The sequence below is a fragment of the Labilithrix sp. genome (assembly GCA_019637155.1).
In the GTDB taxonomy this organism is placed as follows: Bacteria; Myxococcota_A; Polyangia; order Polyangiales; family Polyangiaceae; genus Labilithrix.
Genome location: JAHBWE010000031.1, coordinates 1 through 17,707, shown reverse-complemented (window position 1 = coordinate 17,707; position 17,707 = coordinate 1). Strand labels below are relative to the sequence as shown.

13 protein-coding genes are annotated in these 17,707 nt (G+C 70.4%); 5 read left to right on the top strand and 8 right to left on the bottom strand.

What is annotated here, in order from left to right; translation table 11 throughout:
- Positions 1-46 precede the first annotated feature (46 nt).
- Together KF837_42235 and KF837_42230 are read left to right on the top strand one after the other, a co-directional pair.
- Positions 47-301, top strand: coding sequence for a hypothetical protein (locus tag KF837_42235; GenBank protein MBX3234018.1), 255 nt, complete (start codon positions 47-49; stop codon positions 299-301).
- Positions 302-327: 26 nt separating this feature from the next.
- Complete coding sequence (locus tag KF837_42230; GenBank protein MBX3234017.1) at positions 328-1,377, top strand: hypothetical protein; 1,050 nt, start codon at positions 328-330, stop codon at positions 1,375-1,377.
- Here the strand turns inward: KF837_42230 and KF837_42225 are convergent.
- Both KF837_42225 and KF837_42220 read right to left on the bottom strand, forming a co-directional pair.
- The gene (locus KF837_42225) at positions 1,374-2,210 is read right to left on the bottom strand and encodes a GGDEF domain-containing protein (protein ID MBX3234016.1); all 837 of its coding nucleotides are present in this window, start codon (positions 2,208-2,210) and stop codon (positions 1,374-1,376) included. The genes KF837_42230 and KF837_42225 overlap by 4 nt on opposite strands.
- Before the next feature lie 46 nt (positions 2,211-2,256).
- On the bottom strand, positions 2,257-3,363 hold the full coding sequence (locus KF837_42220; GenBank protein MBX3234015.1) for a DUF362 domain-containing protein: 1,107 nt from the start codon (positions 3,361-3,363) through the stop codon (positions 2,257-2,259).
- 410 nt (positions 3,364-3,773) lie between these two features.
- Here KF837_42220 and KF837_42215 point away from each other — a divergent pair, with 410 nt between their 5' ends.
- Positions 3,774-4,139, top strand: a complete 366-nt coding sequence (locus KF837_42215) for a ComEA family DNA-binding protein (protein ID MBX3234014.1) — start codon at positions 3,774-3,776, stop codon at positions 4,137-4,139.
- Here KF837_42215 and KF837_42210 read toward each other — a convergent pair.
- The 4 genes from KF837_42210 to glmU all read right to left on the bottom strand — a co-directional run bounded on the left by KF837_42210 (position 4,115) and on the right by glmU (position 9,209).
- Positions 4,115-4,768, bottom strand: coding sequence for an ATP phosphoribosyltransferase (locus KF837_42210; GenBank protein ID MBX3234013.1), 654 nt, complete (start codon positions 4,766-4,768; stop codon positions 4,115-4,117). The genes KF837_42215 and KF837_42210 overlap by 25 nt on opposite strands.
- Before the next feature lie 35 nt (positions 4,769-4,803).
- A complete protein-coding gene (murA, locus tag KF837_42205) occupies positions 4,804-6,096 on the bottom strand; it encodes a UDP-N-acetylglucosamine 1-carboxyvinyltransferase (GenBank protein ID MBX3234012.1) in 1,293 nt (430 codons plus the stop codon).
- A 42-nt stretch (positions 6,097-6,138) separates the two neighbouring features.
- A complete protein-coding gene (locus KF837_42200) occupies positions 6,139-7,278 on the bottom strand; it encodes a hypothetical protein (protein MBX3234011.1) in 1,140 nt (379 codons plus the stop codon).
- A 506-nt stretch (positions 7,279-7,784) separates the two neighbouring features.
- A complete protein-coding gene (glmU, locus tag KF837_42195) occupies positions 7,785-9,209 on the bottom strand; it encodes a bifunctional UDP-N-acetylglucosamine diphosphorylase/glucosamine-1-phosphate N-acetyltransferase GlmU (protein ID MBX3234010.1) in 1,425 nt (474 codons plus the stop codon).
- A gap of 36 nt (positions 9,210-9,245) precedes the next feature.
- On the opposite strand from glmU, the gene KF837_42190 reads away from it, so the two are divergent.
- Both KF837_42190 and KF837_42185 read left to right on the top strand, forming a co-directional pair.
- Positions 9,246-13,271 carry a hypothetical protein gene (locus KF837_42190; protein ID MBX3234009.1) on the top strand — a complete coding sequence of 1,342 codons (4,026 nt, stop codon included), beginning with the start codon at positions 9,246-9,248 and terminating at the stop codon, positions 13,269-13,271.
- 19 nt (positions 13,272-13,290) lie between these two features.
- Entirely contained in the window at positions 13,291-14,718 is a 1,428-nt protein-coding gene (locus tag KF837_42185; GenBank protein MBX3234008.1) for an outer membrane protein transport protein, read from the top strand.
- Here the strand turns inward: KF837_42185 and KF837_42180 are convergent.
- On the bottom strand, positions 14,715-15,686 hold the full coding sequence (locus KF837_42180) for a hypothetical protein (GenBank protein MBX3234007.1): 972 nt from the start codon (positions 15,684-15,686) through the stop codon (positions 14,715-14,717). The two genes, KF837_42185 and KF837_42180, sit on opposite strands and share 4 nt — an antisense overlap.
- 17 nt (positions 15,687-15,703) lie before the next feature.
- On the bottom strand, positions 15,704-17,707 hold a 2,004-nt coding region (locus KF837_42175), incomplete at its 5' end, for a transglycosylase SLT domain-containing protein (GenBank protein ID MBX3234006.1).

The following is a 17,707-nucleotide window of genomic DNA, read 5'->3' as shown; positions in this document are numbered from 1 at the left end:
ACGAGCCCCTCGACGACACGTTGCTTACCGCCCGAGGAGGCCCCCTGTGAAAGAGCTGGTTCGGTACCTCTTGGACAACCTTTACGTGGACTTCCAGGGGGAGATCTCGCTCGACCAGGTCCGCCAGTACCTGCGCGGGGACGACAGCCGCGAGTCGAAGGCGCTCCTTCAGAAGCTGATCGAGGACAAGGGGGTCGACGACCTCCTCATCACCCTGGCGGACGTGCTGAAGGAGCACATCCGCACGGGCGTGAACGATCAGGTGATGAAGGAGCAGCTCGTCATGTACGCCGAGAGCTGATCGCTCTCGCCGCGTTCACCGCCGCGGTGCTGGCGGCGGCGTGCGACATCAAGGACACGCAGCACGAGCAGAACACGTACGGGCCGCTCGTCCGCGTGCTCGGCACGAGCATCGATCCGACCACCGCCGAGGTGCCGGCCGACGGCGTGATCCAGCTGTCGTTCGACCGCTACCTCCTGCCGTCGACGATCACGCGGCAGTCGTACGCGATCGTCGACAACCAGAACCAGCTCCTCGAGGCGCTGGACCTGAAGACGGTCTACGACCCGATCGCGCGCACCGTCACGATCGTCGGGCCGCTCGGACCCGGCGTGCCGTGGCTCACGCCGGGCCTGGAGTACAAGCTCGTGCTCGGGCTCCCGCGCGACGAGCGCTCGGACCTCGGCGGGTTCCGCGCGATCGATCGCTCACCGCTCGAGCCGAGCCAGAACCGGCAGTTTTCGTTCCGCGCCGGCGCCGTGCGCGGCGCGACGACGCTCGATCCGCCCGTCGACTTCTGCGCCGACGTCCTCCCGATCTTCCAGGCGCGCTGCAGCGGCGCGACGTGCCACGGCGCGCCGGCCGGCACGAACCCTCCGCGCGCCGCCTCCAGCCTGGTCCTGAACAGCCACGACGGTCTTCGCCTCAGCGCGATCGGCCGAGTCGCGCAGGGCGCGAACACCGGCGCGAGGGCGTTCACGCCGGCGTCGGACGGGCCCGTCTTCGGCGTCGACATGGCGCTCATCGCGCCCGGCAACCCCGGCGCGAGCTGGCTCATGTACAAGATCGAGATGGCGCCGCTTCCGGTCGTCGATGCGGGGCCGCAGCCGGCGTACGTCTGCAAGCGGCCCGGGGCGGCGGTCCCCACCCCCGCGCAGCCGTACCAGGCGCTCGCGTCGCCGTGGAACGACCGCGCGTCGGACGCGGAGCGCGGCCGCCTCGGCGACTACGTCCTCGGGCGCGAGATGCCGTACCCGCCGGTTCAGCCGCTCACGTTCCAGGAGCGGCAGCGGATCCGGATGTGGATCACGGCGGGCGCAGAGGTCCGCGACTGCGGCGACTGCACCGTCGTCGAGCCCCCGGACGGCGGGACCTAGGCGCCGACGACGCGGTTCCGGCCGGCCTTCTTCGCGTCCTCGAGGCGTTTGTCCGCTTCTTCGTAGAGCGTCTGCGCCGACGTCATGCGCTCGTTGAACGACGAGGTGCCGAGGCTCACGGTGCAGCCGAACTGCTTGTCGTCGACGACGAACCGCGCGCTCTCGACGAGGCGGCGGACCTTCTCCGCCGCCACCATCGCGCCGGCAGGCTCGACCTCGGGCAGGAGCACCGCGAACTCCTCGCCGCCGACGCGCGCGAGCACGTCCTGCTGGCGGAGGCGCGGCTTCACGACGAGGGCGAGCTGGCGGAGGACGTTGTCGCCCGCGACGTGCCCGTAGCTCGCGTTCACGTTCTTGAACTCGTCGATGTCGAAGAGGATGAGCGAGAGCGCGCGCCGGTACCGCATGCTGCGGAGGTACTCGCGCTCGAGCGCCTCGTTGAAGTACCGCTTGTTGTGCGTCTGGGTGAGGGCATCCATCGTCATCAGGCGATAGATCTCCTCGTGGTAGTTGGCCTCGATGTTGTCGCCGGCCATGTACTTGAGGATCGAGCGGCCGACCTTGACCGTGTCGCCGTCCTTCAGCGCCGTGCGCTTCGACGCCTGCTCGTTCACGAAGGTGCCGTTCGTGGAGCCGAGGTCCTCGATCAGGTGGCGCGTCCCGTCGAACGTGATGCGCGCGTGGTGGCGGCTGATGCTCTCCTGATCGATCGGCAGATCGGACTTCGACGACCGGCCGATCTCGAACGCGCCGTGGCCGAGGGCGGCCCGCTTCCCGAGCTCCGGCCCATAGATCACGACCAGGCATGCACGCTCGACCGGGGCTTCGCTCAAGACCCCAAATCATACGGTCCGCCGGACCGCCGACCCAAGTTTGGAGCTAGACCGTGAATTCTTTCAGCTGGATGCGCGCGCGGTCGGCGATGCCGAGGCCGAGGTCCTGGCCGATCTTGATGTAGTAGGGCTCCTGGCCCTGATCGACGAGCGGCTTCAGCTTGAAGTCGGCGCGGTGCTTCTCGATGACCTCCCAGCCGATCGCGTCGATCGCGACGGGGTCGGTGGAGGCGAAGACCGACTCGTAGACCTTGTGGAACTGCGGCGTCTTGCCGAGCGGGCCGCCTTCGCACATCGTCTTGAACGCGTCGGCGATGTTGAGGCGGACGCGGCTCTTGATCACGTCCTGCGCGTACATGAGCGCGATCTGCGGGCTCGCGTGGTGGGCGTGGAACGCCTCCGGGTTGACGCTGCAGCCGTGCGTCATGTTCTTCATCGCGCCGGTGTAGCCGCAGATGGAGTGGTGCTTCACGAGCGCGAAGTTGATGCACGCCGTCGCCTCGGTGAGGTAGCGCGTGAACTGCGTCTTCACCCCGCCGGTGCCGGGGATCGGGCGCTCCGCCATCGTCGCGTTCCCGTTCGAATGCGTGAGGATCTTCACGCCGGAGGGCACGTTCTGCGCGGTGATGCGCGTCGCGGCGAAGTAGCCGTGCCACTGCTCGAGCAGCGTGATGTTCTCCGGCTTCATCCCGGCGGTGACCATCGCCTCGACGAACGGAATGACGAGCTCCTTGTTCGTCGCGAACTGCTTCTGCGCGATGCCGTTCACCTTCACGACGATCACGTCGTCCGGGTGGACGAACTCCTTCACCGCGGAGACGAGATCCGGCTTGCCGGTGAGCTCGGTCAGCGCCTTCGTGAGCATCTCCTTGGCGTCGTCCGCCTTGGGATACATCTTGTTCGCCTCGAGGCACCCGGCCTTCGTGACCTTCACGACCTTGCCCGGCGCGTTGAAGGGGCTGAACCCCTCCGGCGGCGCGGCGGCGAGGCTCTTCGCGTCCTTCGCGTCCTTCGCGTCCGCCGTGGACGAGGTCAACGTGGTCACGGCGGCGGCCGCCGCGGCCGCGCCTCCCAGGAACGTACGACGCCCGAGGTGAGGGTTCGGCCACGAGAGCTCCCTCTCGACCAACGCGCGCGACTCCTTCTCGTTCATAGCGAAGCCTCCTAGCCGCAAACCCTATCACTGTTCAACGTCGGGGGCTCCGCCCCCGACACCCCTACCCCAGACACGGCCCTCGCGCTTTGCGCTCGGGGCGCTTCGCGCCCGCTTGCGCGGCCGCTTCTGGGGCCCCTTCTGGATGAGGCGAGATGAGGCGAGCGTCCGCGGTCAGGGCGAGCTCTAGCTGGCATCTGGCCTGGCCCTGGCCGGCACGGGCCATATGGTCACGGGCGGCAATGGTGCGGAATCGTTGGGGTCGGGTGTTGGCCCGGTTCGTGGTTGTGGCGCGGCGCGGAGGTGGGTCGATGAAGAAGGCTGGCGTCGCGGTTCGTGTCCTCATGCTCGTCCTTGGTCTTGTCGCGCTCGCGGGGATCGGGCGCTTCGCGGCGGCGCGCGCGACCGTCATGGCGACGTCGCTCGACGCGGGGGTGGCGCCGGTGCTCGCGAGCGCGCCGGTGCCTGCGCCGCCGCCGCCGCCACCCGCGGAGCCGCCCTCGACGCCGGTGCTCACGCCGCCGCCGCCGTCGTCCGCGCGCGCGACGCCGGACGATCCCGTCTACGTCAACTACGCGAGCGCGGAGCAGCTCCGCCGGCTGCCCGGCGTCGGGCCGAAGCGCGCCGAGGCCATCGTCGCGCTGCGCGCGCGCATGGGGAGGTTCCAGCGGATCGAGGACCTGCTCCGCGTGAAAGGCATCGGCCGGTCCACGATCAAGAAGTGGCGGCCGCTCCTCCGCCTCGACATGCCCTACGTCGACGGCGGCGCGCCGTGACGGAGCGCGCGGACGAGGGCGCCGGCGGTGTCGGCGCGAAGCTTGTAAGATGCACGGTTCGCGACGAGGAGGGTGGAGACGGCGAGGACGTCCTCCTTCACCTCGAGGCCGTTCTCCGCGAGCGTGCGGCCGGTCTCGACGAGGTCGACGATGAGGTCGGCGAGGCCGGTGAGCGGCGCGAGCTCGACCGAGCTCTGCACGTTCACGATCTCGACCTGGACCCCGCGCTCGGCGAAGTGGCGCGCGGCGGTGCGCGGGTACTTCGTCGCGATGCGGGGCATGCGCGCGAGGGCGGGCGCGGGGCCGATCTTCCCCGCGACGACGAGGCGACAGCGACCGATGCCGAGGTCGACCGGGAGGTACGCGTCGATCTCGCGCTCGACGAGGACGTCGCGACCGCAGACGCCGAGGTCGGCGGTGCCGTACTCGACGTAGGTCGGGACGTCGTCCGGCTTGAGCAGGAGCAGGTGCACGACGCGGCCCGCGAACGTGCCGCGGCGCACGAGCGCGCGGCTGTCCTCGTCGAGCGCGTGCGCGAGGTCGTGCCCGTCCGCGCCCTCCATCCCCGCGGCGGCGAGCAGCGTGGTCACGGGCCGGAGCGTGCGCCCCTTCGGGAGCGCGATCGTCAGCGCCGGCGCGTCCGATGAGGTCACGCCCGATGAGGTCACGCCTCCGCGCCTTTGACCCGCTGCACGTCGCCGCCGAGGCCGCCGAGCTTCTCCTCGATGCGCTCGTAGCCGCGATCGAGGTGATACACGCGGCGCACCTCCGTCTCTTCGCCCGCGTCCGCGGCGAGGCCCGCGATGACGAGCGACGCGCTCGCGCGGAGGTCCGTCGCCATGACCGACGCGCCGAAGAGCTTCGAGACGCCCTGCACCACCGCGGTGTTGCCGCGCGCGACGATGCTCGCGCCCATGCGCTGCAGCTCGGGCACGTGCATGAAGCGGTTCTCGAAGATCATCTCCGAGACGACGCTCTCGCCCTTCGCGAGGCACATCAGCGCCATGAACTGCGCCTGCATGTCGGTCGGGAAGCCGGGGTGCGGGTTCGTCGTGATGTTCACCGCGCGGAGCGCGCCCTTGCGCCGCACGCGGATGTCCTGGTTCTCGCTCGACACCTCGACGCCGGCGTGGCGCATCTTCGTCGCGAGCGCCTCGAGGTCGCCCATCTCGGCGCCCTCGATCACGACGTCGCCGCCCTCGATCATCGCCGCGGCGCACATGTACGTTCCGGCCTCGATGCGGTCCGGGATGATCGCGTGATCGAACGGGGCGAGGTCGCCGCGATCGCGACCCGTGATGTGGATGACGTCGGTGCCGGCGCCGTTCACCTCCGCGCCCATCTTGTTGAGGATGCGACCGAGCTCCTCCACCTCGGGCTCGCGCGCGGCGTTGACGAGGGTGGTGCGCCCCTTCGCGAGCGCCGCCGCCATCATGAGGTTCTCGGTGCCCGTCACGGTCGGCATGTCGAAGCACACCTCGCTCCCGCGGAGGCGCCCGCCGCCGCCCGGGCCCTCGGCGATGACGTAGCCGCGTTCGAGCTTGATCGTGCAGCCCATCGCCTCGAGGCCCTTCAGGTGCTGATCGATCGGGCGCGCGCCGATCGCGCAGCCGCCGGGGAGCGAGACCTTCGCGCGGCCGAAGCGCGCGACGAGGGGACCGAGCACGAGCACGCTCGCGCGCATCTGCTTCACGAGCTCGTACGGCGCCTCGGGCTTCACCTGCGAGCCCGCCGCGACGTTGACCTCGGGCGCGGCGAAGGAGACGTCGCGCCCGAGGAAGCGGAGGAGCGCGGAGGTCGTCTCCATGTCGCGGAGGCGCGGGACGTTGCGGAGCTTGCTCGCGCCGTCGGAGAGGAGGGTGGCGCAGAGGATCGGCAACGCCGCGTTCTTCGCGCCGCTGATGCGAACGCGACCCGTGAGAGGTTTGCCCGTAGCGCGGATGCGGAGCGCGTCCATCGCCATGACAAATGCCGGAAAACCGCGCCGAGGCCAAGGTATTCACGGCGCCGCGAGCACGATGCGGGGCCGCGGGTCCCCGGCGGCAAGCGCGAGCGCACCGCCGACGCGAAAGAGCCGGCCGTCGCCGCGCGCGTCGGGAGCGACGAGCACGGGCCGCGCGCCGCGGGCGGAGAGGTCGAGCCGGAGGAGGCCCTCCGAGGTCGAAATCCACGCGACTCCGTCGTCGATCACGAGCCCCTGCGGCTCGGGGAGATCGCCCACGAGGACCTCGGGCTCGCTCGCCTCACTCCCACTCCCCTCACTCGCGGCGCCGGTGGCGGGAAGGCGGCGGAGCCGGCCTTGGCGGTAGACCCTGCGCTTCGGCTCCGGCGTTCGATACCCCATGCTGCACGGCCTACACTCCTCGAGCGCTTCGCTCGACTCGCCGCGTTCGAGCCAGTAGAGGAACCTGCCGTCGGTCGCGGCGGCGACGGCGGTGACCCCTTGCGAGAGCCGGCGCGGAGGCTCCTGCCGCCCGCGCTCGACGGCGTAGATGCCGAGCGGCAAGAGCGCGAACACGCGCGCGCGGTCCACGGCGAGGACCGCGCGGAGAGGGTCACCGTCACGCATCGGGATCCCGTACGTCCAGCTCGCGCGCATCTCGTCGTCGACGTCGCGGAGCCCGCGCTCGGAGAGCCAGACCACGCTGCCGTCATGGACGGCGAGCTTCGACATCGCCGGCCACTCGACCTCCTGGACCCAGCGCTCGCCCGTCTCCTTCGAGCGCGCATGAAGCGTGAAGTGCTTGCCGCTCCGCGTGGTCGTCCAGTAGACGCGGCCGGCCGTCACCGCGAGGTCGAGGATCTGCTCCTCCTCGCGCGCGAGCTCCTGCACGTTCCATCCGGTCACCATCGATCGCTCGGCGCGCCGCACGGCGTGGAGGTCGTCGATCCAGTAGACGGCACGCCGGTCGGCGGCGAAGGCCTGCGGCACCTTCGAGAGCGTCGCGACCTCCTCGAGCGCCGCCGTCCGCGCCGGAATCTCGAAGCGCCGCGGAGGCCCCGACGGCTCGCAATCCAGCTCGACAGGATGAAAGCCCGACCCCTCGCCGCTGCTGCTCACCTCCATCACACGCCGCGACTTCCCACACGCACACACGAGCAGCAGGACGAACGCGCCGATGCCGATCCCGCGCCGCATGCCCCCACGACGACGACGCACCGAAATTTGTTCCCGCACGCAACGAGACTCCCGCCCCCCTTCGACGCGAAGCAGCGGCGCTGTGCGAAGCTTTCTCCCCCCGCCGCTTCGACGCGATGCAGCCGCGCGGTGCGAAGCTTTTCCCCGCCGCTTCAACGCGATGCGGCGGCGCATATGCGAGCGGCGCGTGGCCGGTGCCACCGCAAGCTTCGGCGGGGGCGCGGTTGGCTTTCTTTTTTTGGGCCCGCACGACGTCGTCTCACGTTTCGGCGTGATCGCGTGGGGCGCGGGTGGGCCTCCTCACCTACGACGTCCTCATCCACGCGCGCGGCAACGATACGGAAAGGCGGACGACGACACGGCCGCGGGGAGCGGCAACGAGACGGAAGCGGACGACGACACGGCTGCGGCAGCGAGACGGAGAGGCGGCGACACGGCCCCGCGCGCGGCAACCGGATGGAGAGGCGACGCAGGCGCGGCGGAGGGGCGGGCGCGGCGCGGTGGCGTCAGGTCTTCTTTGCGGCGCGGGCTTCCTTTTCCGCCTTCAAGCGGGCGCGGAGGCGGGGGCCGTAGCCTTCCTTGTTCTCCTGCTTCGCGCGGCCGATCGCGAGGGCGTCGGGGGGGACGTCCTTCGTCACGGTGGTGCCGGTGCCGACGTAGGCGCCGTCGCCGATCGTGACGGGGGCGACGAGCTGCGAGTCGGAGCCGATGAAGGCGCCCTTGCCGATGCGGGTGACGTGCTTCGAGAAGCCGTCGTAGTTGCAGAAGATCGTGCCGGCGCCGATGTTCGCGCCCTCGCCGACGAAGCCGTCGCCGAGGTACGCGAGGTGGTTCGCCTTCGCGCCCTTGTCGAGCCGCGTCTTCTTCAGCTCGACGAAGTTGCCGACGTGCGCCTCCTCCCCGACCTCGCTCTCGGGACGCAAGTGCGAAAACGGCCCGACCTGCGCGCGCGTCCGGACCACCGCGTCGCTCACCACGCTGTACGGCTTGAGCGCCGCGCCCGCGTCGACGACCGCGTTCGTGAGCACGCAGCCGACGTCGACGAGCGCGCCCTTGCCGATCTTCGTCTCTCCACGCAGGACCGCGAAGCTCTCGATCGTCGCGTCCTGCTCGATCGTCACGCCGTCCTCGATGCGCGCGCCGTCGCGGATGGTCACCCCCGCGACGCGGTGCTTCTTCACGATGCGCTCCACCATCGCGCGGTCGATCTGCGCCAGCTGGTGGCGGTCGTTGACGCCGTCCATCACCGCCGCGTCGGAGTGCACGCCGACGACGCGCCTCCCCTTCTCGATCGCGTACGCGACGATGTCCGTGAGGTAGTACTCGCCCTGCGCGTTGTTGGGCTCGAGCGTCGCGAGCGCCTCCTCGAAGAAGGCGCGGCTCGCGGCGAAGATGCCGGGGTTCCACTCCTTCGTCGCCTTCTCGGCGTCCGTCTCGAGGTCGCGGTGCTCGCGGATCTCGACGATCTCGCCCTTCGCGTCGCGGAGAACGCGGCCGTAGCCGGTGGGATCGTCGATCGTGCACGTCGCCATCGCGACCGCCGCGTCCGGCGCCTCGTCGAGCTTCTTCGCGACCGGCCCGATGTCCTCCGCCCGGAGCATCGGGACGTCGCCGTAGAAAAGGAGGATGCGCTCGCACGATGTGCCGACGCCGGAGAGCCCCGCCTTCGCCGCGTCCCCCGTCCCCCGCTGCTCTTTCTGCACCGCCGTCGTGACGTTCGATCCGAACGCCTTTGCCAGATATGCTTCGACTTGCTCCCGGCCATGTCCCACGACGACGACGACGTTCGCGCATCCGGCGTCGAGCGCCGCGCGTACGGGATAATGAACGAGGGGCCGACCCGCCACCGTGTGCATCACCTTCGGCAACGAGCTCTTCATGCGGGTGCCCTGCCCCGCGGCAAGCACGATGGCGGTCGTCTTCTCGAACATGGCGCGTCTTTCGCTTGGTGAAGAGAGGGTGTCTTGATGCGACGGAGTCCGAACGCCGCAAAACCAGAGTCCCCCGACTCTACCCGATGTGATCTGGATCAGAACGGATCCTCCAGTCATCCCGATTCGGATACCCATGGGGCACGAACGACGGCGCGGCGCGTCAGCCTCCTCGGCGTCGTCGGCATCGCCCTCGTCGCGACGGTCGCGCCTGCGTGCCACGAGTTCGACACGACGCGGGAGCTCCCGGCGCGGGGGTCGGTGGGGCAGGAGATGTACGGCGTCCTCTGCGACCGCGTCGCGGCGCAGGCGCTGCGGGAAGACCTCACCGGCGCGTCGTTCCGTAGCGTCTGTCACAAGCCGGCCGGGGGCGAGTTCGCGGACAAGGTCGATCGCACGCTCTTGCCCCCGCTGACCGAGGGCGCCGTCAACACGAAGGGCGAGCCCGTCTCGGTCGAGAAGCAGCGCGTCGATCGCGATCGCGCGTGCGGGAAGATCGAGGCGCTCGCGCGGCGGCGCGACGACCTCATTCGCGCGCTCGACGCGACGTTCCCCGCCGACGAGAAGATCCCGATCAAGGACCTCGACCACGCCGACCCGACGAAGAGCTGCGACGCGCCGGCGAAGAGCGGCGAGGGGCTCCTCACCGAGCAGCTCGCCGACATGCTCGGCCGCATGGGCGAGCTGTACACCGACGGGACGCTCCCGCAGTCGACGTCCTCGCTCGCGCGCGTCGTCGACGTGTTCCAGAAGGACGAGGAGGCGCAGAAGGCGTGGCAGCGCATCAGCGCGCGCCAGGGCTACCGCCCGATCGAGACCGCGCTCGGCGTCGCGCGGCCGATGGTCGCGTACCCCCACCTCCGCGAGCTCTCGAACGCGAGCCTCCGCCTCCTCTCCGCCGACTCGAAGCCGTACGAGCTGAACCCGCAGCGCGACGCCGACGGCAACCGCGTCCCGATCGCCGGCCCCGCGAACGCGGCGTTCAACAAGATGCTCGAGGTCGCGCACGAGGAGCTCCTCGCGGTGAAGCCCGACGACCCGCTCCCGCCCCTCGTCACGCGGCCCGACCCGACCGGGCGCGTCTTCATCTCGCGCCCGCGCGACAACATCGAGATGCTGCAGCAGGTCCTCTTCACGGACGACGACGCGTTCGTGAACGGCCCCTCCCGCTTCATCGTCCGCCGCGACTCGCGGGGCTACGCGCGCGTCCGCAACGGCGAGGTCCCCGCCCCCTTCCTCGACGCGAACGACGACGGGCTGCCCGACGTCGACGAGGTCGGCAACTTCAAGACCGCGAACGGCTCGCTCGCCCCGTCCCCCTTCGCCTTCGCCGGCAGCCCCGAGTTCTCGCGCGACGGGCAAGGCCGCGCGATCGCCGGCGGCGGCCTGCTCTACGACTACATCGACACGAGCCGCACGTTCGCGGCGCAGATGATGAAGGACATGAAGCCGCTCGTGAACAGCGACCCCGCTGCGAAGCACGAGACGCTCATGGACATGATGGGCGGCCTGCCGATCATGATGGGCCCGCGCGAGACGCGGACGAAGACGTACGCCGACGGCGTGCAGGTGTCCTACGACGGCATCCGCACGAAAGAGTCGCCGATGCTCGACGTCATGTGGGCGCTCGGCACGATCCTCGGCGACCAGACCGCCGACCTCACGCTCTCGATGTCGCGGGAGCTCTTCACGACGAAGAGCCGCGAGATGGCGCGCGTCACCGGCGCGATCAACACCGCCTTCGACATCGCACAGAAGCACGACGAGGCGAAGATCCCGCGCGAGTCCACGTTCTGGGACGAGCAGCTCGACATCATGGCGAAGCTCGTGAAGGAGCCGGGCCTCCTCGAGGACGTGCTCGCCGCGTTCGCCGCGCCCGAGTCGCAGAACCTCGGCGTCATCTTCTCGAAGTTCGCGAGCTTCAAAGACCACATGACCTACGACCGGGACGACATCAACGGTCCCGCGCTCAACCTCACGACCAAGAGCAAGAGCGACCCGAAGACGCCGGTCGACCGCGGCGCGCCGATCACGGGCGACAACCGCAGCGCGCTGATGCAGTTCCTCAAGACCGTGAGCGACACGGTCGGGGTCGCGGCGTGCAACAAGCCCGACGCGAAGCTCCACGTCGACGGCCTCCCCGACATCCCGTTCCTCACCTTCAAGGAGTGCGAGGTCTTCAAGATCGACGACCTCGGCGTCTTCTACGTCGACTCGATCGGCGACGGCTACCACAACGCGCCCGCGAACGTGGACCCCCGCCCGGGCACGATCTTCATGCGGAAGAGCGTGCTCTCGGCCGCGTCGTCCGGGAGCCTCATCGAGGCCTCGGCCGGCATCCTCGGGATGTACCCCACCGGCGGCGGCGTCCTCGGCTTCGGCACCGCGATCGCCCCGACGCCGCGCTTCTTGAACCGCCTCGTGTTCTTCGACCTCGAGAACGACACGAAGAACCAGAAGTCGAACACCTTCATCAAGGACCTCCAGGGCGAGTTCATGGGCACCGCGGCGTGCCCGGAGCGCATCATCGACGACCCCGCCCCCGACGCGAAGGACGCGCGCCCCGACGGCAAGGTCCGCGGCCTCCGCAACTGCGCCGACGGCGAGTGGCTCCAGCAGCGCAACCCGGACGGGCTCTTCCCGCTCGAGAGCTTCGGCTTCTACGACGCGATCAAGCCGCTCGTGAGCGCCTTCGTCGCGCACGGCCGCGAGGACCTCTTCCTCGAGCTCTCCGCCTCGCTCTACAAGCACTTCCCCGGGCCCGACGCGTCGGTCGGCGAGTGCAAGCTTCCCGGCGGCAAGGACTGCCCGCGCGACGACATGGTCAGCTACGAAGGCGTCGTCTCCGAGGCCTTCGGCGGCGACGTCGTCCCCGCGCTCGGCGAGCTCACGAAGGCGCTCGAGACGCTCACGGTGAAGACCTGCAAGGTCCAGCCCGGCGAGGGCGGCGTCTGCCCGGAGAACCAGGTCGAGCTCCTCTCCGGCATCCAGGTCGCCGCCGCGGCCACGCGCGCGCTGCTCGACCCCGACCGCGCGAAGGCGCAGCGGCTCACCGACCGCGCCGGCAACGTCACGACGACGCGCAACGACGGCACGACGGTGCCGCAGGTGACGCCGGCCTACCTCCTCACCAACGCGCTCCTCGGCATCGACCTCGCCTTCGACAAGTACGAGGAGCAGAACCCGAACGACAAGGAGCGCCGCGCGGGGTGGCGGCGCGCGCGCTCGCAGCTCGTCGACCAGTTCCTCGGCGTGAGCGGCATCAAGTCGAACAGCTCCTTCAAGAACCCGAGCATCCCGAAGATGACGCCGGTCATCCTCGACCTGTTGCGCTCGCAGCTCTGGGCACACTGCCCCAACACGTTCGCCGCGCCGCTCGACGACAACGTCGCGCACCCCACCTGCGAGTGGGCGCGCAAGGAGCTCGTGGAGAAGGCCTCCGACTCGCTCGCGGGCCCGCTCGCGACGACGGGCATCGACGTCATGGACGCGATGCGCAAGGACCCCGAGGCGCGCCGCGAGATGAACCGGATGATGGAGTACCTCGTCGACGCCGCGTCGCAGAACGACGCGCTCGGGAGCGTCCTCGCCTCCACGAACGACATGCTCCAGATCCTCCGCGACGACGAGAACCTCATCCCGCTGCTCAAGGTCGCCGCCGCCGCAGTCGACGGCTCGACCTACGACGACAAGGGCCGCGTGAAGGAGAAGAGCCTCGTCGACGCGCAGATGGCGCTCCTCGCGCGCATGAGCGGCAAGTACTTCGACAAGGACGGCAAGGAGATCTGCCGCAACGAGGTCGACCCGAACCAGGTCATCGCCTCCGTCCTCGCGCGCGTCGTGACGCCGATCAAGGACGGCGACTTCAAGGGCCAGACCCCGCTCGAGGTGATCATCGACGTCGTCGCGGACGTGAACCGCGAGGACCCCACCCAGCCGTACGACGGCACGCTCCGCCAGCCCGACTACGCGAACATGAGCAAGAACGTCGTCGAGTTCCTCGTCGACCCGCAGCGCGGCCTCGAGCAGTTCTACGAAGTCGTACGAAACGGCCTGAAGTGACGGTACGCTGCCGGGAGGCGTGAGGTCCCGGAGCTTCCTTCTCGGCGTCGCGGTGCTGCTCGGTTCGTCGAGCGCGCAGGCGGGCGGTCTGTTCATGACCGATCGCGGCGTTCGTCCGCTCGGACGCGGGGGCGCGTTCGTCGCCGGCGCCGATGACCTGGGGGCGATCTGGTACAACCCGGCCGGCCTCGCCGACGCGGGCTCCAGCGTCCTCGTCGACTTCTCGTGGCTCAACTTCAGCGCGGAGTACACGCGCAGCACGCTCGTCACCGACGCCGGCGGCACGGTGCGGCAGATCGACTTCCCGCAGGTGAAGGGCAGCTCGCCGTTCTTGCCGATCCCCACGATCGCGGGCTCCTACAACTTCGGGAAGGAGAAGGAGTACACCGCCGCGATCGGCATCTTCGCGCCGTACACCGCGATCGCGAGCTACCCGCTCAACGTGAACGGGCAGCCCGCCCCCTCGCGGTACTCGCTCGTCTCGCTCGAGGGCTCGGCGCTCGTCGTCGCGGGCGGCTACTTCGCCTACAAGCCGATCGAGCAGTTCCGCGTCGGCCTCGGCCTCCAGGCGCTCGTCGGCAACTTCAACGCGACGACGGTGTTCAGCGCGAGCCCGCCCGATCGCCTCATCGGCGCGCCGGAGGACCCGCAGTACGACGCCTTCAGCCAGCTCGCGGTCGGCCCCATCGTCTCGCCGAGCGGCAACCTCGGGATGATCGCGGAGCCGTCGAAGTACCTGCGCCTCGGCGTCTCGGGGCAGCTGCCGTTCTGGGTGAACGCGCCGGCGAAGATCAAGGTCCGCCTCCCGACCGCCGCGCCCTTCGACAACGCGCGCCAGGTCGGCGAGGACGCGAACGTCCGCTTCGTGCTCCCCGCCGTCGCGCGCGTCGGCGCCGAGCTCCGCACCGACTTCGGCGACGCGTCGCGCCTCCGCATCGAGCTCGCCTACGTCCGCGAGTTCTGGAGCATGCACGACTCGATCGACATCCGCCCCTCGAACATCAAGCTCCACGACATCACCGGCTTCCCGAGCCCCTTCGGCGTCGCGCCGATCTCGCTGCCGAAGAACTTCCAGGACTCGAACTCGATCCGCCTCGGGACCGAGTACTCGCTGAAGAACCTGCTCAAGGAGTACTGGATCGACCTCCGCGCCGGCATCTCGTACGAGACGAGCGGCGTGCCGCGGGCGTGGGTCGCGCCGCAGACGTACGACGCGGACAAGGTCGTCGCGAGCGTCGGCGGCGGCCTCCACATCGGGCAGCACTGGCGCATGGACGCCCTCGCCGCCCTCGCGCTCCTGAACGGCACGAGCGTCGATCCCGCCGAGGCGCAGGTCCCGCGCGTCAACCCGGTGAAGGGCAACCCGACCGACACCGAGAAGATCAACGGCGGGCTCTACGCCGCGCGCGCGCTCATCCTCGGCGTCGGCGTGAACTACAAGTTCTAACGCGGGCGCGTCGCGATCTTGATGTCGCCGGGCTGCGCGCCGACGCTGCTCAGGTAGAGGCGGCAGCCGTCGGGCGAGACCCAGTGCGGCCAGTCCGTCTCCGCCGTGTTCACGTTCGGGACGAGCTCGATGTTCGACCACGCGTCGGTGTCCTTGTCGCGGCGCGCGGTCCAGATGTCCATCTCGCCGAGGCCGCCCGCGCGGCTCGATCCGAAGAACACGCGGAGCCCGTCCGCCGTCACCGCCACGGACTCCTCCGCCGCGGAGGACGCGAGCTCGTCCACCTGCTTGGGCTGCACGTACTCGCCGAGGTCGTCGCGCTCGGCGCGGAAGATGCGGCCGCGCTTGGCGGCGATGTCACGCGTGAAGAAGAGCGCGCGACCGTCGCCGGTGACGAATGGGAACGTGTCCTCCGCGCCGGCGGCGATGCGCGCGACGTCGAGGATGCGATCGAACTGGCGGCCCCGCGTCGTGCGGGTGGCGTTCATGATCCGGAAGCCCTTCTGCGGATCGAGCTGCGCGTAGAAGAGCGAGAGGCCGTCGGCGGTGACGGAGGGGCTGTAGAGGAGGCCCGACGTCCCGAGCTCGGTGACCTCCTGCGGCGGATCGAAGTCCACGTCGATCGAGGTCCGCGTCGCGCGGAGGATCGTGCCGCCGTCGAGGCCGCTCGTGCGCTGGAAGAAGATCTCGAGCTCGTCGCCCGTCAGCGCCGCGCCGGTCTCGTGCACCGACGTCGACATGCCCGCGAGCGGCACCGGCGCGCCGAACGGTTTGTTCGGGTCGCAGCGCGGGCCTCCGGCGTCGTCCTTCGGCGCGGCGTCGGGCTTCTGCGGATCGGTCGGCTCCTCGTCGCCGCCGTCCTCTTCGCCCTCCGCCGACGCGCGGACGCGCGTGAGGTCGCCCCAGCCCACGACCGCGTTGCACGCGACGGCGGAGAGACCGAGCAAGAGGGGCGCGAGCCTTCGCACCCGGTCATTCTATCGCGTCAGGGCAGCGCGGGGAGGAGCGACGGCGCGGGGGCGCTGTCGAGCGGGGGCGTGCGCTCGGGGACGACGGGCGGCTTCGCGAGGGCGGCGAGCTGCGGCGCGTCCGCCGCGAGCGGCGCGGACGGGCCCGGGCTCCACACGACGACGCGCTCGCCCTCGGACAGGGTCTCGCGGCGACCGCGGCGGTTGATGCGCTCCATCAGCGCGGGCGACACGCCGAAGCGGCGCCCGATCTGCTCGATCGTCTCGCCTGCCTTCGCGGTCACGACCGTGCGGCGGCGGCCCTTCTCCTCCCAGTGGCGGAAGAACTCCTCCGTGCCGGCGACGATCGTGTGCACGTCGCTCTCGCCGAGGACGACCATCTGCGAGAGGTCGCACGACGGCGGGGCGAAGACCTGGAGCGTCATGCCCTCCACCAGGCGCGCGGACGGATCGATGTCGTTCCAGCGGCGGAGCTCGTCGGTGCCGACCTTGAACGCGGTCGCGACGTCCTTCAGCGTGTCCGCGACCTGCACGCGGTAAAAGACGCGCTTGCGATCGGGGTAGACGAAGAGGTCCTGCGGGACGATGACGGCGGGCTTGTCGTTCGACGCGCTCTTCTTCGGATCGGTCTTCGCGTCCGCGACCGCGGGCGCGTTCGGATCCATCTTCGGGACGATGAGGACGGTGCCGCCGCGGATGACCTCACCCGGCTGGATCGCGTTCAGATCGACGAGCTTCGCCGCGGTGGTGCGGCGCGCCTGCGCGACCTGCTCGAGCGTCTCGCCGAAGCGGACGGTGTAGTGCTCGGTCGGCGCCTCCTTCCGCGCCTTCGCGAGGCTCGCGCTGCAGCCCGCCGCCTTGCCGGCGGGGACGAGCACGCGCCAGTCCTCGGTCGACGGCGGCGTGCGCGACGCGCGGAGCTCCGTGTTGAGCGCCTCGACCTCCTTCGTCGTCGTCCCGCAGGCCTGCGCGACGGTGGCGAGCGCGGTGCCGGGCGCGACCATCACCTCCTCGCCCTCGAGCGCCGCGTCCTGCTGCACGTCCTGGAACCCGAACGCGGCGAGGTTCCGCGAGACGACGGCGGCGGCGAGGATCTTCGGGACGTAGAGCGTCGTCTCCCACGGGAGCGATCCCTCGAGCTTCGAGAGCGCCCAGTAGTCGTTCGTGTTGTAGCGGCGCACGGCCTGCAGCACGCCGCCGTAGCCCATGTTGTACGCCGCCATCGCGAGGTCCCAGCTCCCGAAGCGGCGATGGAGATCGGAGAGGTGATCGGCCGCGGCCTCGGTCGCGATCGTGACGTTCATGCGCTGGTCGGCCCAGCGGTCCTGCATGAGGCCGTAGATCTTGCCGGTCTCGGCCATGAACTGCCACATGCCGAGCGCGCCGACCGGCGATCGCGCGGTGGGCGTGAACCCGCTCTCGATCATCGCGAGCGCGGCGAGGTCTTCGGGGAGGCTCTTGTTCCGGAGCGTGCGCCGCACCTGCGCGATGTAGCGCCCCGAGCGGCGATGCCAGAGCGTGAACGTCGCGCGGCCGCGCGGATCGTCCTTGAAGAACTCGAGGTACCGCACCACGCGCCCGTCCCAGCGCACAGGGAGATCGGGGAGGTTCAGCGTCGCGAGCCACGCGAGGTCCTTGCCGCTCTCCGACGTGACCGGCGGCGCGCTCGGCGGCGGGGCGGGCGGGAGACCGGACGCGTGCACGCGCGGCTTGTCGTCGGTCGCGGCGACCGGGAACGGCAGCTCCTCCGGCCACGGCGAGGAGAGGTCGCGCTGCGAGGGCGGGAAGAGCTCGCGCTCCGCCGCCGCGAGCGCGCGGAGCTCGGGGGTGTCGGCGCCGAGCGCGGTCTCGTCGTAGGTGGGGCCGCTCGCGATCGCGCGGCGCGCGGCGCTCTCCGGGATGCGCGGCCCTCGCGGCGTGGACGACTTCGAGGAGGCGTTCTTCGCCGCAGGCTTCGCGGGCGCCGACTTCGCGGCCTGAGGCGCAGGCTTCGACGCAGGCGGCGGCGGCTTCGCGGCCGG

Excerpts from the sequence above, each read along its gene's own strand:
- KF837_42220 (MBX3234015.1), bottom strand. The coding sequence starts at position 3,363 with ATGAACGAGAAGGAGTCGCGCGCGTTGGTCGAGAGGGAGCTCTCGTGG.
- KF837_42215 (MBX3234014.1), top strand. The coding sequence starts at position 3,774 with ATGGCGACGTCGCTCGACGCGGGGGTGGCGCCGGTGCTCGCGAGCGCG.
- murA (MBX3234012.1), bottom strand. The coding sequence starts at position 6,096 with ATGGACGCGCTCCGCATCCGCGCTACGGGCAAACCTCTCACGGGTCGC.
- KF837_42200 (MBX3234011.1), bottom strand. The coding sequence starts at position 7,278 with ATGCGGCGCGGGATCGGCATCGGCGCGTTCGTCCTGCTGCTCGTGTGT.
- glmU (MBX3234010.1), bottom strand. The coding sequence starts at position 9,209 with ATGTTCGAGAAGACGACCGCCATCGTGCTTGCCGCGGGGCAGGGCACC.
- KF837_42190 (MBX3234009.1), top strand. The coding sequence starts at position 9,246 with ATGCGACGGAGTCCGAACGCCGCAAAACCAGAGTCCCCCGACTCTACC.